The organism is Candidatus Thermoplasmatota archaeon, from assembly GCA_038884455.1.
In the GTDB taxonomy this organism is placed as follows: Archaea; Thermoplasmatota; E2; order DHVEG-1; family DHVEG-1; genus JAWABU01.
The window spans coordinates 45,706-69,219 of record JAWABU010000004.1; the positions used below are offsets into that span (position 1 = coordinate 45,706).

At 40.0% G+C, this 23,514-nt stretch carries 26 protein-coding genes and 2 tRNA genes; 13 read left to right on the forward strand and 15 right to left on the reverse strand.

The window, feature by feature from the left end; all coding sequences use genetic code 11:
* Nucleotides 1-52 precede the first annotated feature (52 nt).
* Complete coding sequence (locus QXL17_01435) at nucleotides 53-4,336, reverse strand: STT3 domain-containing protein (GenBank protein ID MEM4257800.1); 4,284 nt, start codon at nucleotides 4,334-4,336, stop codon at nucleotides 53-55.
* A gap of 86 nt (nucleotides 4,337-4,422) precedes the next feature.
* Entirely contained in the window at nucleotides 4,423-5,286 is an 864-nt protein-coding gene (locus QXL17_01440; protein ID MEM4257801.1) for a ribose-phosphate diphosphokinase, read from the reverse strand.
* Nucleotides 5,287-5,461: 175 nt separating this feature from the next.
* Here QXL17_01440 and QXL17_01445 point away from each other — a divergent pair, with 175 nt between their 5' ends.
* Nucleotides 5,462-7,645, forward strand: coding sequence for a hypothetical protein (locus tag QXL17_01445; GenBank protein MEM4257802.1), 2,184 nt, complete (start codon nucleotides 5,462-5,464; stop codon nucleotides 7,643-7,645).
* Here the strand turns inward: QXL17_01445 and QXL17_01450 are convergent, their stop codons facing one another.
* A complete protein-coding gene (locus QXL17_01450) occupies nucleotides 7,646-8,842 on the reverse strand; it encodes an NAD(P)/FAD-dependent oxidoreductase (protein ID MEM4257803.1) in 1,197 nt (398 codons plus the stop codon).
* Between the two features lie 56 nt (nucleotides 8,843-8,898).
* On the opposite strand from QXL17_01450, the gene QXL17_01455 reads away from it, so the two are divergent.
* From QXL17_01455 to QXL17_01470, 4 genes are all read left to right on the forward strand, one after another.
* A complete protein-coding gene (locus QXL17_01455; protein MEM4257804.1) occupies nucleotides 8,899-9,240 on the forward strand; it encodes a DUF5749 family beta-barrel protein in 342 nt (113 codons plus the stop codon).
* Nucleotides 9,241-9,248: 8 nt separating this feature from the next.
* Nucleotides 9,249-9,626, forward strand: coding sequence for a peptidyl-tRNA hydrolase Pth2 (pth2, locus tag QXL17_01460; GenBank protein ID MEM4257805.1), 378 nt, complete (start codon nucleotides 9,249-9,251; stop codon nucleotides 9,624-9,626).
* A 74-nt stretch (nucleotides 9,627-9,700) separates the two neighbouring features.
* Nucleotides 9,701-11,050, forward strand: coding sequence for an adenylosuccinate lyase (gene purB / locus QXL17_01465; protein MEM4257806.1), 1,350 nt, complete (start codon nucleotides 9,701-9,703; stop codon nucleotides 11,048-11,050).
* Nucleotides 11,051-11,068: 18 nt separating this feature from the next.
* On the forward strand, nucleotides 11,069-12,109 hold the full coding sequence (locus QXL17_01470) for a tyrosine--tRNA ligase (protein MEM4257807.1): 1,041 nt from the start codon (nucleotides 11,069-11,071) through the stop codon (nucleotides 12,107-12,109).
* Here QXL17_01470 and QXL17_01475 read toward each other — a convergent pair.
* From QXL17_01475 to QXL17_01490, 4 genes are all read right to left on the reverse strand, one after another.
* Nucleotides 12,103-12,381, reverse strand: a complete 279-nt coding sequence (locus QXL17_01475; GenBank protein ID MEM4257808.1) for a hypothetical protein — start codon at nucleotides 12,379-12,381, stop codon at nucleotides 12,103-12,105. The two genes, QXL17_01470 and QXL17_01475, sit on opposite strands and share 7 nt — an antisense overlap.
* A gap of 171 nt (nucleotides 12,382-12,552) precedes the next feature.
* Nucleotides 12,553-13,026, reverse strand: a complete 474-nt coding sequence (locus QXL17_01480; GenBank protein ID MEM4257809.1) for a hypothetical protein — start codon at nucleotides 13,024-13,026, stop codon at nucleotides 12,553-12,555.
* Nucleotides 13,027-13,164: 138 nt separating this feature from the next.
* The gene (locus QXL17_01485) at nucleotides 13,165-13,935 is read right to left on the reverse strand and encodes a hypothetical protein (GenBank protein ID MEM4257810.1); all 771 of its coding nucleotides are present in this window, start codon (nucleotides 13,933-13,935) and stop codon (nucleotides 13,165-13,167) included.
* A gap of 190 nt (nucleotides 13,936-14,125) precedes the next feature.
* Nucleotides 14,126-14,338: a hypothetical protein gene (locus QXL17_01490; GenBank protein ID MEM4257811.1), complete on the reverse strand. Its 213-nt coding sequence runs from the start codon at nucleotides 14,336-14,338 to the stop codon at nucleotides 14,126-14,128.
* 299 nt (nucleotides 14,339-14,637) lie between these two features.
* On the opposite strand from QXL17_01490, the gene QXL17_01495 reads away from it, so the two are divergent.
* From QXL17_01495 to QXL17_01530, 8 genes are read left to right on the forward strand one after another with little or no spacing between them, the layout of a single operon-like run.
* Complete coding sequence (locus tag QXL17_01495) at nucleotides 14,638-14,880, forward strand: hypothetical protein (protein ID MEM4257812.1); 243 nt, start codon at nucleotides 14,638-14,640, stop codon at nucleotides 14,878-14,880.
* The gene (locus tag QXL17_01500; GenBank protein ID MEM4257813.1) at nucleotides 14,877-15,179 is read left to right on the forward strand and encodes a YbjQ family protein; all 303 of its coding nucleotides are present in this window, start codon (nucleotides 14,877-14,879) and stop codon (nucleotides 15,177-15,179) included. Before QXL17_01495 ends, QXL17_01500 begins: the two co-directional genes overlap by 4 nt.
* An 18-nt stretch (nucleotides 15,180-15,197) precedes the next feature.
* Nucleotides 15,198-15,389, forward strand: a complete 192-nt coding sequence (locus tag QXL17_01505; GenBank protein ID MEM4257814.1) for a hypothetical protein — start codon at nucleotides 15,198-15,200, stop codon at nucleotides 15,387-15,389.
* A 15-nt stretch (nucleotides 15,390-15,404) separates the two neighbouring features.
* Nucleotides 15,405-15,620, forward strand: coding sequence for a hypothetical protein (locus QXL17_01510; GenBank protein MEM4257815.1), 216 nt, complete (start codon nucleotides 15,405-15,407; stop codon nucleotides 15,618-15,620).
* Nucleotides 15,613-15,810 carry a hypothetical protein gene (locus tag QXL17_01515; protein ID MEM4257816.1) on the forward strand — a complete coding sequence of 66 codons (198 nt, stop codon included), beginning with the start codon at nucleotides 15,613-15,615 and terminating at the stop codon, nucleotides 15,808-15,810. Before QXL17_01510 ends, QXL17_01515 begins: the two co-directional genes overlap by 8 nt.
* 5 nt (nucleotides 15,811-15,815) lie before the next feature.
* Nucleotides 15,816-16,130, forward strand: a complete 315-nt coding sequence (locus QXL17_01520) for a YbjQ family protein (GenBank protein MEM4257817.1) — start codon at nucleotides 15,816-15,818, stop codon at nucleotides 16,128-16,130.
* A gap of 41 nt (nucleotides 16,131-16,171) precedes the next feature.
* Nucleotides 16,172-16,888: an ABC transporter ATP-binding protein gene (locus tag QXL17_01525; GenBank protein MEM4257818.1), complete on the forward strand. Its 717-nt coding sequence runs from the start codon at nucleotides 16,172-16,174 to the stop codon at nucleotides 16,886-16,888.
* Nucleotides 16,885-18,174 (forward strand): ABC transporter permease, encoded by a 1,290-nt coding sequence (locus QXL17_01530; protein ID MEM4257819.1) that lies wholly within the window; start codon nucleotides 16,885-16,887, stop codon nucleotides 18,172-18,174. The genes QXL17_01525 and QXL17_01530 overlap by 4 nt, the downstream gene beginning before the upstream one ends.
* A 10-nt stretch (nucleotides 18,175-18,184) precedes the next feature.
* Here QXL17_01530 and QXL17_01535 read toward each other — a convergent pair whose 3' ends face one another.
* The 8 genes from QXL17_01535 to QXL17_01570 form a co-directional block, all read right to left on the reverse strand.
* Complete coding sequence (locus QXL17_01535; GenBank protein MEM4257820.1) at nucleotides 18,185-20,128, reverse strand: PQQ-binding-like beta-propeller repeat protein; 1,944 nt, start codon at nucleotides 20,126-20,128, stop codon at nucleotides 18,185-18,187.
* Between the two features lie 204 nt (nucleotides 20,129-20,332).
* A complete protein-coding gene (locus tag QXL17_01540; protein MEM4257821.1) occupies nucleotides 20,333-20,653 on the reverse strand; it encodes a type II toxin-antitoxin system PemK/MazF family toxin in 321 nt (106 codons plus the stop codon).
* A complete protein-coding gene (locus tag QXL17_01545; GenBank protein MEM4257822.1) occupies nucleotides 20,643-20,870 on the reverse strand; it encodes a hypothetical protein in 228 nt (75 codons plus the stop codon). The genes QXL17_01540 and QXL17_01545 overlap by 11 nt, the downstream gene beginning before the upstream one ends.
* A gap of 101 nt (nucleotides 20,871-20,971) precedes the next feature.
* A tRNA-Arg gene (locus tag QXL17_01550) sits at nucleotides 20,972-21,046 on the reverse strand.
* 42 nt (nucleotides 21,047-21,088) lie between these two features.
* A tRNA-Ser gene (locus QXL17_01555) sits at nucleotides 21,089-21,176 on the reverse strand.
* A 68-nt stretch (nucleotides 21,177-21,244) separates the two neighbouring features.
* Nucleotides 21,245-21,559 carry a 30S ribosomal protein S10 gene (gene rpsJ / locus QXL17_01560; protein MEM4257823.1) on the reverse strand — a complete coding sequence of 105 codons (315 nt, stop codon included), beginning with the start codon at nucleotides 21,557-21,559 and terminating at the stop codon, nucleotides 21,245-21,247.
* 60 nt (nucleotides 21,560-21,619) lie between these two features.
* Nucleotides 21,620-22,903, reverse strand: a complete 1,284-nt coding sequence (tuf, locus tag QXL17_01565; GenBank protein ID MEM4257824.1) for a translation elongation factor EF-1 subunit alpha — start codon at nucleotides 22,901-22,903, stop codon at nucleotides 21,620-21,622.
* 135 nt (nucleotides 22,904-23,038) lie between these two features.
* The coding region (locus QXL17_01570) for an ISNCY family transposase (GenBank protein ID MEM4257825.1) at nucleotides 23,039-23,514 on the reverse strand (476 nt) is incomplete at its 5' end.

Below are 23,514 nucleotides of genomic sequence, written 5' to 3' on the forward strand. Positions count from 1 at the left end.
CTGTGCACTTTTGTAGAAAGAAATAAACAAGAAGAATAAAAACAATATTTTTTTATCCTTCTATCTCTCGGAGTAGGATAATATCGTAAGTTCTGGCGATGTCAACTTCGTCTTCTCGTAGGTCGAGATATCCAGCAAAACGATACGTTACGTTTTGACCGAGTTCTTGTCTAGTTTCTTCAACGGTCACATTGTAGCGTCCTGGTTTAAGTTCAACGGTATATCGACCATGTTCATCTGATCTTTTTGATGCATATTGTGCGGTGTTATTTTCGTCAGAATAATCAGGTATAAAGTCGATTGAGATGTTAGCTGTTGGTAAACCGTTGTACAGCGTTTTACCTTGGATGGTTACTGATTTTTTAAGAAGTGCAATATTATAGGTTGCAACACCTTGGCCGATTGGTATATCCAGAGCTCCAGTAAAGCTGTAGAATCCTTGTTCACCATCGTAATTCACCGTGACGTTGTATGAACCTGGTTGGAGTTGTACAGAATACATACCAGTTTCATCAGTAGTTGCAGATGTGCTCTGAGCAGTATTATTCTTCACAGATCTGTTCGCAGTAAATTGTATAGGTATGTTACCAAGAGGTGTCGTTCTATGTTGAGTTGATCCTGTGACCGTAATTGGTGCGTAGGTGATTGAGATATTTTGAACCTTTGTTTTGTTTGCCTCAAGGTTGATGGTTTGTTCTTTTGCATAATCAAGATATTTTGTGGTACTGTTGCGTTTGGTGACATTGAGGACATAATTCCCAGGTATAATAGAGCTAAATGAGTATGAACCATCAGCACCGGTAATCATCGTGTTGACGACTTTTCGATCAGTTTCTGTATAAATCAGTTCAACAGTGACATCAGGCATTTCTTCTCCATGGTCAACTTTGTTGTTTTTGTTTGCATCAAAGTAGACGATACCGTTGACTGCAGCTGGTTGTGGTTTTGACATGTTATACGTGTTGTTCCCCGGGTAGATAAACACATAGTTTTCATGGATTCTGAAATCGTCATATACTGCTTGGATTAGATAGATACCAGGCATGAGATCTGATGCCTGGTAGTATCCATGTTCATCAGTGGTGAGTTGTCGTAGATTTTCATAACCATATTCTTTTGGCTGACCAGGACGTGTTGGGTCATTGAGGGGGTAGAATTCTTTGATTTCTATGAGCGTAATTGAAGCATTATGAAGCGGTGTATCGATCGATGTATTATAGGATTCATCATAGTCGTTGTTTGCATATACGTAGCCTTGGATAACTCCGGGTATAACTTCGATGTTGAGCGTCCGTTCGTAGTTTGTTCCTTGTTTTCGCATTGCTTCATCATCGGTAATGGGTGCTTGTTCTGGATCAGTTTCACTGTTGAAATGAACGGCTTTTATGGGAAATGCATTCATCCCGAGCTCTGGATTTCGCCGTAACTCAAGAGTTATGTTTCCTGCAGGTGCAATGACTTGGAACATGCCGTTAGCTGCTTTTGTAGTATCATGATCAATTCCAAGAGATGTTCCATATAATGAAATGTTTTTCCGTACAACTACTTGGACGTCCAATGGTTCACCTTTGTACGTTATTGTTCCGTTGATTTTTGCTCCTTCATAATATTTTGCAATTACGACCGAAACAAATCCTTGAGTTCCCGGGTAGGGTAATGTTGAAACGTAATCTGCGGTGAAATGTTTTAGACCCCAACAGGGGACTTGAAGGAGCTGATTTTTTACAGTTTCTAAAACTGTACTCTCCCCAAGATAGGTTCGATAGAACATCGTATTGTTATACGCAGGTTTTGATACAACTGCAGTATCGGTGATTGAAATACTTCTTCGTTCAGATGCGGACATGGCGTTGAGTTGTGCAGCAGTCCAGGTTTGTTCAGATCCGATCTGCTGGCCGGTTTGAGGATTGACTTTATAGCCTTTGTATCGTACCTGGATGAAATCATCTTCGGCATTGTGAAACCGTTCACTACTTGCGGTTCGTAATGCATGTAACACTAGGCTTTTATCACCAAGGAAACCAAAGATGTTGAAAATGTCACGGTCATATCCTTCGGCGCCATAATATCGAATACTTCGTCCGGTTGCTTCTTGGAGATCATGGTATAACCAGGTTACTTGCTCTTCAGTTAATGTATGGTTTAAAACCGCGGTGATATCATGATAATACACATTTTCGATAAATTGTTCACCGACAACAAGATCTTTACTTAATTCTTTATCATATTCTGATCCGATTGGTTTTAAATATGATGGTGCTTTTTGTGGTTTTTCAATCCAGGAAAGGAGATCAGAATAGGTAATATTTACATAGGTTACGTTTTTCACGGTAAATGGATCATGGGTGATATTGCTGAGATGTTTTTGAAGCACTGCTACAGTTGTCGGTGAAAATGATTTTTCATGCTGTTGGAAATCGCCTTCAAGGAGGCGAATGATGAAGACGATGACTGCTTCTTTTTCACTAGTTGCCGTATGGAGGTTAGCTGCAGGTGGTATACCATCTTGGAAGTTGTCAGCAACGGTTGGATGATCACCAACTGCTACTTCATAAAACCCGTAATCCCACCATGAGATGAACGCAGGTCGATCAACTGGATTTTCGATATGTGTGTCTTGTTGTTTGAGCCATGAGAAAGCATCAACCCAGTATTGTTCTTTATATGAACTTGAGCCAAATGCTCCTGAAAAGTTTTTTCCGAAGTAATCGATTTTAAAATTACTCGTTTTATTTTTAGATGCTGCGTAGGGTACTGCTGCATCAAGTGATAAGAAGACATTTGGCATCATAATTAAAAAGAAGATAAATAAAACGCCAAGAACCTGATACATTTTGATTCCTTTTCTGAGACTTCGGAGTCCACCACCAGCATGTCGAATGTTTTTAATCATGCTGCTGTAGTTTACTTTTTCAATGAGATACCAGATGACAAAACCTGCAAGGAGTGCAACAACCGGGACAACATCATTGAGGAAACGACCTGCGGTCCCCGCAAGCCAGATATTGATTAAGAAGAGCATAATGATGAATAAGTGTTCTCGTTTTTTCTGCCGGTAGAATCTGATGAGTACAAGAATAAATCCAATCCAGGCAAGCGCAAGCAGTGCAGGACCATAGGACATCCATGATCTGCTGATATTGTAGGTTCCTGCTTCTGCGATAGTCAGATCAACTTTCGATCCGTAGATACCAGCGGTTCCATAGAGAATTCCTGAGATTCGACCAAGTGGTTTTAGAAAAGGATACGTTTCTGTTAAATCAGGAACGAAAAACAGAAAGATTGCGAAAGCTGCTGCGGTGATAGCAAGTAATGAAAATGAAAGAACCCAAGGTATTTTCTTCTTGTCAATTATGTAACAGAAAACTCCCAGTGCAGCAATGAGTATACAGATCATGAGTTGGTTTTCAAAATAGAATTGTTCCATTCTCGTTATTCGTACTGGCAGGGATATGAAATATCCGACAAAAAGAATGATTGCCATATTTTGTGCAAATCCTTGATTGATTTTTTTCGTGAAGATGTCAATGAGGATTTGAGCAATCACATAAATTCCGATGATGACAAAGAGGAATTGTGCTTCGACCCATACAAGTGAAAGACCTGCAACGCAAAGACCAGCAAGAAATGCATAGACCATCGAGTTGATTCTGTCTTTCTCAGTAATACTTTTCACCAGAAACATAAAGGTGAGGAAGAAGAGTAGCAAGTTTAATGAGTCATGATCGAACAGGCCATATGCTGAACCGTGACCAGATGCGATATGGATTGGGATGATTGCGATAAGTAGGGCAGCAATGATTCCTTCTTTTCGTCCAAATAATGTTTTTCCTATATAATAGATGGGGATAATGAGTAACGCGCCGAATAATGCTGGGACAAATTGCATAGAATACCCAAGTGCATCAGATTGGCTCATAAACGGTGTGAGGAGGTTACTAAATCCAATTGCAAGCATGTTGAGGAGTGGTGCTCGACCTCCGCTTCTACCGATAGGGTAATTTAATAATGGGTCGTTTTCAGAATAGTAGGGATATCGTCCTGTTTGTACGGTTTCTTCAACAAGACGCATGTTGTAATACGGGTCAGGACCAGAGAGATAAAATTTTTCATCAAGTGTTGTTCCTTCTGGATTGAGATTAACATCAGAGATGAAGTTAAAATAGGTATTCATCAGTAAAACAAGACAAAAAATACCGATTAGCGTAACTGTAGTCCATGAGTTTTTTTTCAATTTAATGAAATGTCGTTCTGGTTTGACTTCTTTTGTTGTTGATTCACTAGATGGTGATGATGAGGTGGTTGTTTCCATTTTAAATTGGGCTCGTTTCCGCATAGATATTCACCTAAAGAATAACGAGAACCGTAAATCTGTGGTCTTATAAATATCTATCTCATAGCAGGGTTTGTTTTTTCTCGATATTACATGACCTGTTTTTTGAGCAGCTCAGCAATACATGGTGCAACTGATACCGTACTATAGTTACTCTGTATTGTATCGGTTGCGATAATTTCGTCGCATCCTGCTGTTGTAAGTTTTTGTTGTGCATCACCGATAAACAGCCCATGGGTACAGGCTACAGTTACTCTGTTTGCTTTTTGTCGTTTGAGTTCTCGTATTGATTGCGCCATGGTGCCCCCAGTTGATATGATATCATCGATAATTGCAACGTTTTTTCCTTTTGCATCGAGATGTTTTGGTTTCATGGTGACGGTTGTTCCATCGATTCTGGTTTTTTCGATATAATCATAGTCACATCCAATGATTTTCGCTGCATGTTTCGCTCGGTTTTTCGCTCCTTTGTCTGGCGCTAAGATAAAATCAATATCTTTCTTTTTGAGATATGTGGCTATTTCTGCAACAGCACTACATCCATACGCGGGAACCGTAAAAAATTGCAAGAGGTGATCTTTATGGGGATCAACTGTTATAATTGTTGACGCGTTGATGCTGATGAGCTGTGCAAGTGCTTGTGCACTGATCGGTTCTCCTGGTTCAAATTTTTTGTCTTGTCGGTTATACCCAAAATACGGTATGACAACTGTTATTTTTTTCCCGCCAGCTTCATGGACAGCATTTTGCATAATGAACAGTTCGACAAGGTTTGGATCTGGATAGGTTGTTTGCACGATGATGATGTGTTCATTGGTGATATCATCGTGGATCCGGATGTAAAATTCAGTATCTGGAAAACGTTTTGTTGTTCTAGTAAGTAATGGTTCGTGGAGAATTTCTGCGATTTTTTGTGCAAGGGGTTCAGATGCAGTTCCTGCAAGTATTGGCATGTTAATCAAAGACCCGTTATCCTTGATGATGTTTTTAGGGGTTTCGTAAGAAAGTTTTTATAAGTGTTTTTCGCTTCGTATTTTTATAACGGATGTGGATGGTATGCGTATCAGGAATCAACGGAAGACTTCTTTTTTCATAGTTATGATAAGTATTTTTTTTGTAGGTTCATATATGCAGGTTTCAACGGTTTCTGCGCAGCAGGATCAAAAAAATGTTATTTCTGCCCAGTTCGACATTCGTATGGTTTCAGGGACTGTATTTCATGTGAATGTGTCGATGGATGTTGAGAAGATTATTTTGACGTCAAGTATTAGTTATACAAAAAGTGATATACAACTCTTAATTGCAAGTACTGAACGTGCAGATATTGAGATGGTTGGTGCATTGAAATTAAAGCTTCGAGATCTCCTCGAAGATCAGATACGGAACTCATTTTCTCAAGCGCGCATTACCGAGAACCGAGTGTTACCAATATATCAGAATGCTGTTTTTTATGATGAGTATACGGTTACTTTGACACCCGAATTTTTTACCATGTCATCATCGTATGAAATTGCACCGTTAGTTGATGGTATTCTTGATATGGGTGGTGTTGTTACCTATTCTTTTTTACTGCACGCGGCATATGGTTGGAATAATACGTATACCTTTATCCTTCCAGAGTATCTTGGTTTGAAATTTTCAAACACTGCAAATGTGAACACCCAACAGAACCGTATCACGTGGATGGTATTGAACTGGAACAGTCAGCTGAAAACAGAGCAAGCGCAATTATCAATTACTGAAAAAAAACCAACAACATCTGCATCATCTGAAGATATTGCTCTTGCGTTCTCATTAGATACCACACCCATAGTGACAAATCGGTTGCAGCTTGCAGTTGATATAAACGTTTTAAATATTCGAGACTATGCAATTCTTCCCTCTTTTGTTAGTGATTTATCTGCTATTCCTGCTGATGGCGTTCGTCTTTTTGTAAAATATGGGTTGATGTCGTGGGATGCTCTTTATGAAAAAACCGTGAAAGCGGTTGCACAAAGTACTATAGCTATGATTGAGATTTCACGGTTAAATCAAAGTCTTAATATGAGTTTTTCCTGGGATGATACGTCAGCTGCTAACTGTTCAACGCCGTTTAATAGTTCTCAGATGGATTCAAATCCTCCGGTTCGAGCAGAGTTTGTTGATGATGATGTTGATCTTCGTTTTTGCGGTATGTCGTCTCGCGCGTTCTTTGGGTTAATTAATGCCGGTGCTCGCGCGCAGGTCTCTGCCGATGATATTAATTTTGGTGATAAACTTAACAAACTTGATTATCGGTATGATGTCTACGTATATTTACCTGAGAAAATCTTTTTGAATGGATTCAATGTGTTTCATTGGAACAGCAGCAATCCGTTTTCAGGAAAATTTACCTCTGAATATCAACCAAAATCATCTTATTCGCAAGAACAGATCTCTACGTATGTTGAGGTTGATATCAAAAAAATGGAACTGAATTTATTTAGCTTTTTCTCCGGGAAAACAGAGCTTACTGCAACTGCGCATATCAAAGAAGTTGAAAATATCTATGTCGGTAAACTTCCGAAAGAATTTTCACTGTCGAAAAAATTGAATCTATCGTTTTTGAATTCAGATGCATATAGAATCTGTATCGAGGAAGGTGTTTTTACGCAGGATCAGATTGAATCATATCTTACGAATAAAACAGTGATGTTCCAGCGTCATCTCGCAAAAGTTCTTCGTGGATTATCGGTCGTTGGTATTGTTGATCGAACTGCTTTTCTTGATTCGTTACGTTGGGATAAAGACATTATGGTTATGGATGCTCATGATCCTGTGGTTTTTTCTGCATATGCGGATCAGATTCTGCCGGTGAACATTACATTATCTATTGCACCACCAAGTATTTCAATTTCTGAACAAACATTTTTGTTGTCGAGTCTAGGAAATCAAAATGTGACGTATCGTTTTATCTTTCCGCAGGGTATTGCTATTAAAACTGCAAATAGCAGTCTTGTTTCAGCGGTTAAAGATCGATTGAGTACTGGTCAAGAATTTGTCGAGGTTTTTTTTATTGGCAGTAGTAGTGGAGATATTTCAGATGTTCTCAGCTGTGTTTTAGATCCTTCGCCGATTTTTGTACTCAGTCTTTTCTTACCTTGTATTTTAAGCTTTGTGCTGCTGATTATTCTTATTATTATTGTATATTTAATCCGTCGGAAGCGGCGATTTGGTGCTGGCCCAACGATAAAAAAACCAAAAAAGAGTAAGAGAAAAGAGGCTGAGGAGGAAGCTACTGGATACGAAGGTGAGGATTTTTATATTCCACCCCCACCGCCCTCTTCTCGGTAATCATTCTTTTTTCTTTGTGATGAGTGCGTGAGGAATATATTTCAAGAAGGTAGGTATTTTTTTGAGCAGCGGAAGTGCTAGTTTTGAGGGATAATCAATATCTCCAAATTGATTGATGATCTCAATACTTTTTTGTGAAGATAGTTTTTGGCAGATATTGTTGAGTTGCTGGTCGTTGAGTTTTTTGTAGATGTTTCGAAATCGCATGCCGATTGCTAATTCCTTTCCGATGTCGCGGGTCCATGTAGTGTGATATTTTTTCAGAAATGCATCTGTGAAATCTTGGGTTTCGAGTGCCTCAGCTGCAACAGTTGCACATTGTGTAGCACAGAGCAATGCAGGGTAGATTCCTCCACCTGATGTCGGTTTGACGTGACCTGCCGCATCTCCAACAAGCATGACGTTATCTGTTGTTGTTTTCGTGAGCGGGCCAAGTGGTATGATACCACCGATGCGATGTTCGATGTCTATGTCTTTGAGTTCTTGTTGTTTGAGGAGTTGATTGAAATAATAGGTGAGTGGTTGTGTTGTTGTTCTGGTGGTACACAGGCCGATCCGTGCTTTTGTTCCGTCTTTGTTTATAGGTATAATCCAGGCAAAGAAACCTGGTGCAATGTGTTGTCCGATGAAGATATGAACAAAAGTAGGATCAAGTGATGTATTAGTTATCTCAGCGCCAACAGCATTGAGGGTTTCTTTTGGTTGAGGAAAAGAGAACATTGTTCGAACAAGTGACTGTGGTCCATCGGCACCGATCAGTAGTTTTGTTGTAAACGTTCTTCGTTTTTTTTTATAACGTGTTGTTATAGTTAGTTGGCCATTTTTCTTTTCTATATTTGTGACCTTGTTTTCTAAAATAAGAGATGCACCATTTTTTTCTGCTGATGCTGCAAGGTATTCATCAAACACCGGGCGATTGATAACGAGTGCATGGCTGGTGTCGCCACCGATGGTAAAGGTTTCTCCTGATGGTGAATGGATGATCGCTCCGGAGATACTGTTTTGAATGATAGATGCTGGCAGGAGTGTTGTGTAGTTGAAAATGCGTGAGCTGACCAGTCCTGCACAGCTGAGCGGGAGTCCAATTTTTTTGTGTTCTTCTAAAACAGCAATAGTATATCCTTTTTTTGCAAGGTTGTCTGCAACAGTTGCACCTGCTGGTCCACACCCGACAATAACTGCATCGTACGAGGTCATACGAAACGTTGTATGTCACCAAAGATTTATAATAAAACCGGTGATACGGATGTCCTATGATGTTGAGTATTTGGTTCTTGCAGTTCTGTCAGTTTTTTGGCAATTTTTTTTCATTTTCTAAAAAAGATAAAAAAGACCAACAGCAAATAAAAGTATCTGACAAGAAAAATCTGTTATGTCGTTTTGTCCTTGATAGTTCTGGGAAAAAAGTTGGGGAGACGGTTGCGGTTGTTGATGAAGATATTCTTATTATTAAATCAGGTTGTCAGTTTCTTGGTGTTCCTTTGAAACATGTTGAGGAAAATGGAAAAACTATTTTAGTTAAAGGTTTGATTGATTATACGAAAGCCTGTGAGCTTGGGGAGACCTGGCGGGAAACCGCTACTCGTGATGCATGAAGGTTTGTATGAGCAAGGAAAACAGTATCGATTTTGAATATAAGATGGTTCTCATCTCTCGAAAAGATCTACCACTTTCACCGGGAAAGTTAGCTGTTCAGGTTGCTCATGCTGCTGTTGAATGTACGCTTCTTACAAAACAACATAAATCAGTATGGTTTTCAAAGTGGCATCGTGAAGGTGGAAAAAAAGTCGTTGTAAAAGTTGATTGTTTAGATGATTTTTTTAAATTAAAAAATGATGCAGAAAAATTAGGGATTGCAGCAGTGATTATTACTGATGCAGGGCTCACTGAAATCCCTGAGGGTACACAGACTGTTCTTGGTCTTGGTCCCGCTCCTGCGGCGTTACTCGACCGAATTACAGGTTCGCTTTCGTTGTTATGAATCGGCAGTGTATATCTTTTCTTTGTGGAAAAAAACATTAACTACGACGCTGTTTATGGCGTGGAGTGTTGTTTATGGAAAATCCTGTGTGTCCTCTTGAATATCGGTATGGTCGGAAAGAAGTAAAAGATATTTTTGGTGAGACAAGTAAACTTCAGTTTTATCTTGATGTGGAGGCCGCTCTTGCTCGTGCTCATGCTGCTGTTGGGAATATTCCGAAAAAAGCTGCTGATGAGATTTCGAGAAAAGCATCAGTAAAGTTTGTTACTGTTGATCGAGTAAAACAAATTGAACAGGAAACCAGGCATGATTTGATGGCGGTTACAAAAGCACTCAGCGAGGTTTGTGAAGGGGACGCCGGGAATTATGTGCATCTTGGAGCAACAAGTTATGATATTGTTGATACAGCAAATGCTCTTCAATTTTCCTTAGCGGCAGACTACCTCTCCAAAGAAGTAAAAGAACTGCGGCAAACACTCGTCGGGCTTGCTCAGAAATATAAGAAGACGATTATGCTTGGTCGAACCCATGGTCAGTTTTCTATTCCTATTACGTTTGGTTTGAAGATGGCAGTCTATGCCATGGAAGTTGATCGTCATCTTGAACGTCTCCATGAATGTAAATCTCGGGTTTTAGTTGGTAAGATGTCTGGTGCGGTTGGTACTGGTGCAGCGATGGGACCACATGTGTTAAAAATCCAGGAACTAGTCATGAAGGATTTGCGACTTGGGATTGAAGAAGCAGCAACGCAAATCGTTGGTAGAGATCGATATATCGAACTGATCTCAGTTCTTGCAAATATCGCAGCAAGTATTGAAAAATTTGCCACAGAGATCAGGAATCTACAGCGGAGTGAGATTGGCGAGGTTTCAGAAGCATTTGAGTCAAAAAAGCAGGTTGGCTCCTCGACGATGCCGCAGAAACGTAATCCAATTGTTTGTGAGCAAATATGCGGTCTTGCTCGGGTAATTCGAAGTTTGATTATTCCTACCTATGAAAACGCACTGCAATGGCATGAACGTGATTTATGTAATTCATCCTCTGAGCGTTTTATTTTACCCCATGCATTGATATTGACTGATTGGATTGTTTTTCAGATGAATAAAGTGTTTTCTGGTCTTCAGGTGTATCCTGAAAACATGGAGCGGAATATACAGCGATCTCTTGGTTTGCCGATGGCTGAAGCAGTGATGACAAAACTTGTTGAGAAAGGGCTTGGTCGAGGGCAGGCTCATGAAATCGTCCGTATGTGTTCACATAGAGCTTTTGAACAGCATCGTTCACTTCAAGAAATTTTATCGAAGGATCAGCAGGTTTCAACATTGTTGACTGACCGAGAGCTTGCAGAGGTACTTGATCCACAGCAGTATCTTGGTGTTAGTGAAGAGATTGTGGATCGTGTGGTGAAAAAACTTACCCGGTAACAAAAGGAGATAGAAGATATGGATTCCTATGAATTGATTGTACGCAATGCTGTTGAGGTTGTTACCCATGATGAACTGCGTGGAGTATTGCAAAAAGATAGTCCAAAGATGTATATTGGTTTTGAACCGTCAGGTTCAGTTCATCTTGGTTGGATGATTTGCATTCAAAAAATGAAAGATTTTCTAAGCGCTGGATTTGAATGTATCATTTTGCTTGCTGATTGGCATGCGTATATTAATGATAAACTCGGTGGCAATCTTGAGAAAATTCAGCTCTGTGGAACGTATATGGAGCATTGTTTTGCTGCACTTGGTCTTGATACGTCAAAGATTCGTTTTGTATATGCTCATGAGTATGTTGGTGATTCGAAATACTGGGAGTTAGTTTTGAAAACCGCGAAGGCAACGTCGGTTGCTCGGGTGAAGCGTGCGATGGATATCATGGGTCGAAAAGAGGAGGATATGGAGAAAGATTTGAGTAAGTTGTTGTATCCGGTTATGCAGGTTTCTGATATTTTTTATCTTGATGTCGATGTTGCATTTGGAGGTATGGATCAACGTCATGCACACATGCTTGCTCGTGATGTTGCACGAAAGTTGAATCGAAAATCCCCGGTTGCTGTTCATACACCGCTTCTGAGTGGTTTGCAGGCTGGTAGTCGGATGGATCCTATTGAGTCGAAGATGAGTAAAAGTAAGCCTGATTCTATGATTTCGATTCATGATTCATCGGAGACTGTAAAACGAAAATTAGGTAAAGCGTTTTGTCCGGAGAAGCAGGTTGAGGGTAACCCGGTTTTGGAGCTCTGCAAGTATGTTATTTTTCCTTGGTTAGATGGTGCTGTTTTTGTGATCGAACGTCCTGAGAAGTTTGGCGGTAATCTTGAGTTTGACAGGTATGATGCTTTAGAAAATGCGTTTCTGCAGGGGATTCATCCGTTGGATTTGAAAAATGCTGTTGCGACGTATATAACTCAGATGCTTGAACCGGTTCATAGGTATTTTCAACAGCATCAAGAGGTTCTTGAAAAGATGAGAAGTATTGGTATTATTCAGTGAACCTCTTTGTTTGCCTGCGTTGTTTTTGGTGATTGTTCAACGATGTGGTCAATTATTTTTTTGGTTTGTCTGCGGATTTCTGCGATTTCTTTTGGGACGAATTGGTATTGTTTCATGACAACTTCTGAAGTGAAGATGAGTGTATGAAGAAAGATGGCTGGATTCCATTGTTCTTGTTCTGCTAGTTTGAAGACTTTATTGACGTTGTTGAGAACGTCCTGGGTTGTATAGCTTTGTGGTTGTTGGTTTTGATGTTCTGGGTTTTGGTTCATAGAATCACGCAGACCAGAGCAATCAACCATATTTAGGTCTTTCTGTGGAATAAAAGATTCTGAATGGTCGAACCATTTTTCACGTTATTTTTCTTCTAAATTTATATCACATATGATACAATTTTTTGGTTTGTATTCTGCTCTGTGACCGAGTTTATATGATGGGTTGTGTTATCGGCGCTGGAATGTATTTTTCTTCAATATCAAGTTATCAATATCTTTATGAATATCTGGCGTCTGATCAATAATTTTTGGCATGGGAAGTTGCCGTGTCTGTTCGAGTGTCGAAAAGCGATAAATTTGTCCATGGAGGCGGGTCATCTCACGATCAATTTGCTCTTGGAGTCTGAGATTTTGCTCTCTGAGTTCTTTGATCTCTTCTTTTAAATGAAGGATATAATCTTGGATAATAGGGTTTACGTCTTCCTCCTGAACCATTTGGTTTACTTGCAGGTTTCCCTCTAACGACTGCTGGTTTACCCTGGTTGAGTGTACCTCTTGGTTTCCCACAGGGCATTTTATATCTTCAAGGTAATGCCAGAGTGCCTCTCTGAGAATTTCACTGTTGCTTTTTCCTTGTTTGTGAAGCTGGTCTATGATTCCTTCCTCTTGATGGGTTAGTTTCATCGCAATTGTTCTACCCATATGCATTCCATCCTAGTTACAAAAGGTAAACATATTTCCGGCATATAAATGTTGATGTCTTGATTAGTTTTTGATGTATTGATCACAATGATTTGACGAGTGTTAGGCTAAAAAGATCTTGCAGTATTCGTTTGTTTTCTACATACGATACATCTTGAATACCCACCCCTTTTTTGGTTTCTTTTGCTGATCTTTTGGTCCGGGGATGTTTGGTATGGTTGTTTCAACATGGGATTCAAGAGAGTGGTGTATCTGATGGTCGTGGATGCTTGGTTTTCGTGTTTCTTCAAGATAAAACATAATACGATCGAATTTATCATCGAGTCGTTTAATGGAATCTTTGACTTGTGTATAATACTCGGTCTGGAATGTAGTGTAGGTATCTCTGAGATATTGCTCTTGGGCAGTGTATCTCTTTTTCCACTCTTGAAGTTCTTCTTCGAGTTGTTTGGTGCGAAGTGATAATTCATTGATATATTGATTGAGATAGTCATGCGGTACGTTTATTGGTTGTTGGCCTGTGTGGTATACCGGTTTCTCCTCCTGTTGGTATACCACTTTCTCCTGATTTTGGTATACCGGTATACCAGGTTGGTATACCGTTTTCTCCTGATTTTGGTATACCGCTGTATCATTTTGGTATACCTTTTTCTCATTTTTCTCCTGTTGTTTTTGGTATACCGGTTGGTATACCGTTTTCTCCTGATTTTGGTATACCGGTATACCAGGTTGGTATACCGCTTCACCGATTTTCTCCTGTTGTTTTTGGTATACCGGTTGGTATACCGAGCTAAAATAATTTATGAGTGCTTCGCGCATAAGTGTAGTCGGTGAAATGCCTTGTTTTAAAATGCGATTTACGATTTCTTCTTCTTCAGCAGTAAGTTTTAATGAGAGAACTTTTTTCATATTCTTTTTCCCTCGCGATTTTGGAAAGTACATGCAGAGAATTGACTCTGCAATCATCTGGTTTTTCGTCAAAATTCTTATTTTTTGAATTCTGAAGGTCTTACTTATAGTTTATTCCCTGTTGTCGGTACTTTTTTGATCACTTTCCGAGTACTCGAGAGGACCTAGAATAGAACAAGGAGTGAGATTTTTACTGCTGAACCATAAATATGAAGAGAGTTCCTAGGATCATAAGGAGAACGAAACATAGGGTAAATGGAATCTTGATAGTATATGTACAAAATGATCCAATAATTCCTGTAGTTATACCTCCAATCCAAAATAATGCTGCTGTTGGTTGTTGAGGATATATGATAACTGCTAAAAAAATGATGATGCCGATCCCAAACAGCACCTCATACATATGTTGTCATCATCCTTGGTTGATATCTCCTCATGGTATATCTTTCTTATTTATTGTATTTATACATTTTGAAGCAAAATGTCACAAAGATATGTAAAATTTTTAAAGGAAAAATTGTACGTTTTTAGTTCGTCTTTACTTTGGTACTCGAGCTGAGGAGATTGTTTATGAAGAGCAACGAGGTTCCCTGTTTCACCAACGCAGAAGTGCCGGGGGAAGTCGTATTCCAATATATTTATATATGAAATCAGTATATACGCATATAAACACGTTTTAATACGTGTTGATAGGTGAAAGATATGAAAAAAGCGCAAATCCTAGGTTTGATACTTCTTATAGCGGGGATACTCCTTGTAGCACTCTCTTCAATGTTTGAAAGTTTACAAAAACTGGATCTTTTGACGATACCCGTACTTATGCTCTTCGCAGGCACAATCATCATTATCGGAGTTATTGTACTACTTTTATCAATTATTTTTGAACAAACACGTGATATGAACAAAAGAAAACAAGAGATCAAAAAGGAGGATTTTGAACCATGATACTCTCAAACACTGATTTTATCCCTGGGAAAGAAGTAGCTGAAGTTCTTGGCTTAGTCCGGGGAAACACCGTCCAGGCAAAAGTATTCTATAAAGACATTGCAGCTGGTTTTAGAAACTTTGTCGGCGGCGAAATCAAAGAATACACCGAGATGCTCTCAGAGGCACGTGAAATTGCATTAAAACGCATGGAGCAGAAAGCAGAAAAACTTGGTGCTGATGCCATCATCAATGTTCGTTTTATGACCTCTGCAATCATGGCAAGTGCTGCAGAAATTTTGCCTATGGAACCGCAGTGAAACTCAAATAGGATACGTATGGGGATCACGAATCTTATCATTTTCATCTCAGGACTTCTAGTGACTCTCATCGGTCTTGGTGCGTTTATCAATCCAAATCTTGCTCGTTGGATCAATGCACCAGGAGCTCCAATCATCAAAGCAATCATTGCACTGATCATTGGTATCATCATGATTGCACTGAGCGTCTTCATCCAATTCCCAGGATAAAGGAGTGCAAAAAACATGCCGAAAGTTACCATAACATTAAGCGATGACATTTGGACTTGGTGGAAAAAAAATCCATGGATTAATCTTTCACAGCTTGCAGAACGAGAACTTCACAGAATTAGAATGCTTGAAGAACGCGTGCTTGGGAATTGTCCAAGCTGTGGAAATACAAAGCTGCGTTTTGATGGAAAAACATATTGTTGCTCAAAGTGCGGATATGTCTATGAATAGAAAGTCACAACGATTCTGTCCTGAATGCGGATCAACTAATATCGACTGGGTGTTACCACAGCTCTGGTCAAAATGGCAATGTAAAGATTGTGGGTATCAGGGTGCACTCATCGTTGAAGATGGAAAGATCGGTGATGAAATCAGAAGAGAATATCTTAAAAAGAACAAATTCAATACTACTGGAAGGTAATGCGTATGCTTGTTACAACAACTGATTCGATTCCTGGTAGAGACGTCAAAGAGGTTCTTGGGGTTGTATTTGGATCATGTGTTCAAACTAAACATATCGGGAAAGACATCAGAGCAGGACTGCGAAATGTTATTGGTGGGGAGGCTAAGAGTTATACTGAACTTCTTGAGGAGGCACGGCGAACCGCGATGCAACGGATGATTGATGATGCAAAAAAACTTGGTGCTGATGCAATTATTGGTATGCGATACGCAACGGCGCAGACTATGGTTGGCGCTGCAGAACTTATCGCATTTGGTACCGCTGTAAAAACATATTAAAACAATAATGAATGTTGACCACAAGAAAGAGAGGATGGCTTATGTCTGTTATTGAGGTAAAAAATCTGAAAAAAAATTACGGACGCATTACAGCAGTTAGAGGAGTTTCTTTTTCAGTGAATCAAGGAGAGATTTTTGGTTTGATCGGACCGAATGGTGCCGGGAAAACAACGATTCTTCGAATTATTGCAACACTTCTAAAAATTAGTGAAGGATCTGTCTCGATCATGGGTTTTGATTGCACTCGAGAGGCAGATGAGATCCGAAAAATCATTAGTTATCTTCCTGAGGATGCTGGCGCGTATAAGAACCTCTCAGGAATTCAGTATCTCCGCTTCATTAGTAACTTTTTTGATACGCAAAATAAACAAGCCATGATCCAGCGAGGAGTTGAAATCGCAGATCTTGGTGATCGGATCAATGATCGAGTTGATACGTATAGTAAAGGAATGATGCGTAGACTTCTTGTTGGTCGAGCGTTGATGATTAATCCAAAACTAGCGATTCTTGATGAACCTACCTCAGGTCTTGATGTGATCAATGCACAACAGATCAGAAAAATCATTCAAACCACTGCAAAAAATGGTACAACCATTCTTCTCTCAAGTCATAATATGCTCGAAGTTGAATTTCTCTGTGATCGTATCGCGTTGATAACCGATGGTCGGATTGTTGAGGAAGGAACGCCAAAATCGTTACTGCAGAAATATGCTGCGAACAACATTGAGGATGTGTTTGTTAAGGTGGTGAAACCATGACTGCTTTGGGAAATATTTTGAAAAAGGAGATCAGAGAGCTTCTCACGCCTGCAACATTTCTTCCTATCATCATCGTCGCGTTCTTGTTTGGAACGATGGGGAGTTCACTCCAGGGTATCCAGGAGGAAGCAAAGCAACCACCGATTATTGGTGTCATCACTGCTGATTCTGGCGTGTTTGCACAGACAGCAACAGCGATTTTTTCCCAATATGCAAATGTTACATTTACTGGGTCTTCCCTTGCTGAGAAAGAAATCGGTTTTACGGTCCTTAAAGAAAATCATGGTGCTGCTCTAATTTATATCCCTGAAAATTTCACGAGCAATATTCTCTTAGGACAACCAGGGTATGTTGAGATTTTCTGGGTGATGCAGGGTACGGGCATCATGGATGCCATTCCATCAGCAGCTGTTGGTTTTCTCATCCAAAAGATCGATATGAATATTTCTCAAACACTCATTCAACAGAACAGTTCGATGAATGCTTCAGTTGTTCTTGCGCCAACACAGCGTTTTGAAACCACATATTTTAAAGGGAAAGAATTCACCGGTATTTCTCCGGATACGATCATTAGTTTACTTTCCTCACAATCAATGTTGATCCCGATTGTTATTATGATGATTATTATCATGGCAGGGGGTATTGTTATTACCTCGATGGCGTTAGAAAAAGAAAACAAAACCCTTGAAACATTACTTACGTTGCCGGTTAAACGTACGAGTATTGTTACGGGAAAACTGATCGCAAGTGCAGTCATCGGTCTTCTCTTGTCAATTATTTATATGATTGGGATGAGTTATTATTTTCAAGGTTTTTCAATGTCTCAAGAGGGTAATCTTGCGATGTTCGGATTGACGCTTTCAATACCTGATTTTCTCTTGATTGGTGTATCGATGTTTGTGGCATTAATTGCTGGACTTGCGTTATGCATGTTGCTTGGCACCTTTGCAAAAAACTACAAGAGTGCACAGACGTTGACATTCCCGATAACCATGTTTGCTATGATTCCAATGTTTATTGCGATGTTTGCTGATTTTGACACACTTCCGTTACTGCTGAAGGTTTTTGTTTTTGCGATACCTTTTTCTCATCCTATGCTTGCACCACGAGCACTGCTTTTTGATGACTATCTATTGGTTGTTGGTGGGATCGTCTATGTTCTCATTTTTGCTCTTATTACGATTGGCATTGTTGTCTGGATTTTTAAAACTGATCGACTTTTAACTGGAAGTTTACGGAAAAAAAAGACCAAGGGTTTTATGTTTGTGAACCGGCGTAGCTTCTAATTTTTTTCTCTTATTTTTTTACCCTAAGATACATAAAGAATAGATGTCCTTCAGCTTTCTTTGATACGGTTTGTACGCCGTCAACCGTGATTGTTATCGTAATGGTAACCGGGCCGATACCACGGATTGAGGTCATTGCGATGTGCTGTGTTGCTCCGGCTTTAAGACAGGAGATACTTCCACTCTTTTTCATATGAATTGAATCAAAGAGACCGCCGGTGACCGTAATGCTCCATTCAATATTAAATGCGTCATCACCGAGGTTTTTCAGCTCAGCTGAGACTTTTCCTTGTTTCAACAATCCACCCCATCCACCGGTGATCTTCCCAATGACGACCTGTGGATCTATGATACGGATCGTGAGTGGTTCAGACCAAGTGCTCTTTTTGTGGAGGATATCTACAGCGTAGATTCTGATACTGTAGGTTCCTACGGTATCCCATGAATGATTGACGATGACTTGCTCTCCTGAATTCAGTGGTCCAACCCAAGTCCATGTATCATCTCCCCAATCCCAATAATACAATATGTTGTGTCCTTCAGGATCAGAGGAAACTGTAGAGAACGTATAGTTAACATCTGGTAATCCAACGGTTGGTCCATTTGGCTGATCTGGCTGCTCAGGTGGTAGATTTGCTCCAAAACAGAAAATCATACCTTCGCTGTTCATAACGTAGAGATCACCGTCGGCGAGAGCTGGTGCGCAAGAAAAACCAAACGTGAATTCTTTTGACCATTGCTGTTCTCCTGTAGATGCATTGAGGCAGTACACATTTCCTTTGAGATCAACGAAATAGACAAAACCATTTCCGGAGAGTACTGGTGGAGCAACCACTCCATCTTGCGTTTGATAACTCCAAACCAAATCATAGGTGGCGCTACTTGGATCATCGATGCCTTCATCAATTCCATCGGATGGGTCTGCATCAAAACAATACATCTCTCCAGTGATAGGAGGAACATATCCATTGTATGCTCTGTAGGAACCGATGTAGATTCGGTCATTGAAGACCGCAGGGGAAGATACAATGGGCCCAAAATACATTTGTGGTGGACGGAAATTTGTGTACTCCCAGATGATGTGACCGTTCGCTGCATCCAAGCAGAACACCTTTCCATAGCCATATAGGAATTGTGTGCCTTGATAGACTCGATTTGTTGAGCCGATGAATACACAGCCATTAACTACTGCGGGAGACGATTTTACAAACGAGTAGGTATCCGTTGATGCTTTTGTTGATCGTTCCCAAATCTTCTCCCCGGTTTCTGCGTTGAGGCAATATATCTTTCCATCATTAGAACCAATGTACACCTTATTTTCAACTACTGCTGGAGATGAGTAAATTATATCACCTGTGATATAACTCCAGATTTTAGAACCAGTCACTGCATCAAGACAATACACAGCATGATCATGTGTACCGATATATACTCGGTTATTGACAACTGTCGGGGAAGACCCATCGATTAATCCTTCAGTTGTATATTCCCATTTTTTTCCACCGGTATCAGCATCGATGCAGCAGACTTTACCATCCCATTCATTGTCTTCTGATCCTACATATACCGTTGATCCGATGTAGATATTACCACTATTCACAGCAGGAGCAGAATACACATATGATCCAATGGGAACACGCCATTTGAGTGTCCCTGTTTTTGCATCTATGCAGTGTAAATAATCACTTGAGCCTACGTAGATGTTCCCATCGACTACAGCCAGCCCCTGGTTTGGATTGTCATATGCGTAGTTATTCCATTTAATGTGATCAGTATCTGGACCATCATCAATGGTATATCCTGTATGTGAAGGATCATGCTGAAACATTGACCAAGAATCAGTGAGTTGTATATTTTGCTCATCACCGTAGATATATTGTTGTGTTCCAGCAGCGGTTATTATTGCTGTGATCAGCATCATTTCCAAGAAGAATGGTATGATGTTCATTTTCATCTTATTTTCCCCCGCATTGACAACAGATATGTTTGTCTAATGTTAGTATTTATCTGTCATACTATATAAAAGTATTGGTGATCTGGATCGTTTACATATTGCATAAACCCTGAACTACGTAAAAAAACTAACGTTTAATCATTTTTCTCCAAGAGATGAGCAAGACGTGGCGGCAGTCGAATCACTCTTAATAAATGAAAAAACTTATTCTTTAATCAAGGCGGTTAATCGGTTCTGTAATTCATTAAAAATTATTTGTTTTTTCTTGGGGGTGAGGTGAAAGAGTGTTTTTACAATCATTGCTGTTGAAATCGTAAATATATAATTTAGTTTTATCACACTATTTTTTATTGCTCCCTCTTCTTTTGTCAGAGGTATTCCTTTCATTTTTGTATTGCTTGTTATTCCTGCAACAACGACGTTATCTAGTTCTTCGAATAGCACAAGCGCGGGCCGTTTTTTTATTTCGAAAGTGTCAGTGAATTGTACTTGGGCAAGGATCACATCGCCTGATTTAGGCATCATTCCACGCCTCATCTTCCTTGTTGTCCCACAGGTCTTTCATTTTTGGTTGTTGAATTTTGTGCAGAAATTCGTCATATTGATTTCTCTTTTTGAGATTTTTAATTATTTCGATCATATGTGCTATTAATTCGTTATATGTTTGTCTTGGGTATTCTTTGTTTTTTTTCAGTGACTCGACAACGGATTTATCTAGTTGAATAGTGGTTACATTACTCATTATATATCACCTATAGTTATTATATAATACATTATATATATAGTTTCCGCTGAGGTGTTTAAAAAATCTAACTTTTGACCCATTTTTCTCCAAGAGAGGAGCGGACGTGGCGGGATTCGAACCCGCGACCACCGACTTAGAAGGCCGGTGCCCTATCCGAACTAGGCCACACGCCCATTCATAGAAAGATTACGGTTCTTTTTGAGTACCTATGAAAGCGCTGAGGGGGAGATTCGAACTCCCGCCTTCCGAAAGGAAGACCGGCTCTCAAGGCCGGCGCGTTGAACCGAGCTTTGCTACCTCAGCAATATTCATCTATGATAAACTGTAAATATCAAAGGAGTATAAAAAAAAGGATGATACGAAATGATTTCTTATGATTTCAGCACAATTTCAATATGCACACCATCAGGAACTTGAATGCGCATGAGTTGTCTGAGAGCACGGTCACTAGCATCAAGATCGATGAGTCGTTTATGGACGCGCATCTCCCAGTGGTCATAGGTCTCAGTTCCTTCTCCATCAGGTGATTTCCGGCAGGGTACGCGAAGGCGTTTGGTTGGTAGGGGTACTGGTCCCTTGAGTGCAACGCCGGTTCTTTCTGCGATCATTTTAATTTGACTGCATACTTCTTCGAGTTTTTTTGCTTCAGTGCTCGTCAGTGAGATTCGTGCTTTTTGCGCGGTCATCGTGGAGTACTCCTTAGGTTTTTACCATTATAGAAAAAGAAGAAAAGAGCAAGATCATCTTTATTTTGCTTCTTCTACTTCCAAACAGACACCAGCAGCAACAGTTTGTCCCATATCACGGATGGCAAACCGTCCAAGCTGTGGGATTTTCTTTGATGATTCAATCACCATAGGCCTGGTTGGAACGATTTTGACGATTGCTGCATCACCGGTTTTGATGAAATCTGGTTTTTCTTCTTTGACTTGACCGGTTTTTGGATCAAGTTTTTTCAGGATTTCTTCAAATCTGCAGGCAACTTGAGCAGTATAACAGTGGAAGACCGGTGTGTATCCTTTGGTGATAACTGAGGGATGGTTGAGAACCATGATTTGTGCGGTAAATGATTTTGCAACAGTTGGCGGGTCGGTTGTTGGTCCTGCAACATCACCACGTCTGATATCATTTTTATCAAGACCTCGGATGTTTGCACCGATGTTATCTCCTGGTTGAGCTTGGTTGATCATTTCATGGTGCATTTCAATAGTTTTTACCTCTCCGGTTGCTCCACCTGGCTTGTTACTTGGTTTAAATATCAGGTTCATTCCTGGTTTCATAATGCCGCATTCGACTTTTCCAACAGGTACTGTTCCAACTCCTTTGATTGAGTATACATCTTGGATTGGCCATCGGAGCGGCAGGTTGATTGGTTTCTCAGGAACTTTGAACTTGTCAATTGCTTGAAGAATAGTATCTCCTTTCCACCATGAGAGATTCTTTTTCTCTTTGATGTTGTCTCCTTCAAAAGCTGAAACTGGGACGTATTGGAGTTGATCATCTTTGTAGCCAACGCTTTTTGCGAGTTTTTCAACTTCTGCTTTTACTGTTTCAAAGCGTTTCTGATCATACGGTGGCGTAGTTGCATCCATTTGGTTTATTGCAACAATGAGCTGTTTCACACCAAGGGTTCTGGCGAGAAACATATGTTCTTTGGTTTGTGCCATAATGCCGTGTTGTGCTGCGACGACAAGGATTGCTGCATCTGCTTGTGAGGTACCAGTAATCATGTTTTTAACGAAATCTCGGTGACCTGGTGCATCGATGATGGTGATGTAATATTTGTCAGTGTCAAATCGTTTATGGGCAACATCGATGGTAACGCCTCGTTCGCGTTCTTCTTTAAGCTGGTCGAAAATCCATGCAAGTGCAAAGCTTTCTTTTCCTTTTGCTTTTGCTTCTTCCTTGAATTTTTCTACCATGTGTGCTGGGAATTGTCCAGTATCAAGAAGGATTCTTCCGACAAGTGTGGATTTCCCGTGATCGACATGACCAATAATAACTAAATTCAAATGTGGTTTTTCTGCCATACTTTTTTTCCTCCATTCAGATACATGCTGATTCAGTATTTAGTTTTTTTCCCTTTGTTTTTCTTGTGTAGGGATTTGGTAGCGTATACTCTTCTTATTTATAAGATTTACCTACTCTTCGACATTGGGACAGAATTAATCCGGGCGTATTCTTGTGATAAAAATATTGTGAAAGAATGCGGTAGAAAATAATGCTATTTCTCGTCGATCTTCTCGTTTCTGTCTCACCAGACCGCCAAAACGTCTTTTATCAGCAGACAAACCAGATTCGCTGAGACAACGGAGAAAATATCCCTTGAGAAACAGGTACGGATCCTCAAGTATCCGTCTAAGAATCCGTGACCATTCCAGACCAATTCGTGCGATGTTCTTCTTCGGGATGAGATATAAGGTGGTTTCTTCTCCAAACAGTTTGATGACTTTGCGTGAGCTGTAATACTTGTCCAGAGAAAGTGAATCGATAGAAATTCCAAGCTCTGCAAGCATGTTCATTGCTTTGTGAAATGCTTCCATTTCAGAGCTATTGGAGTATCCGACTGCGACATAGAACCCCGTGTCAATATCAATAAGACGGAACACGTATAGATATCCGTTTCCTTTCTTAGAGACAT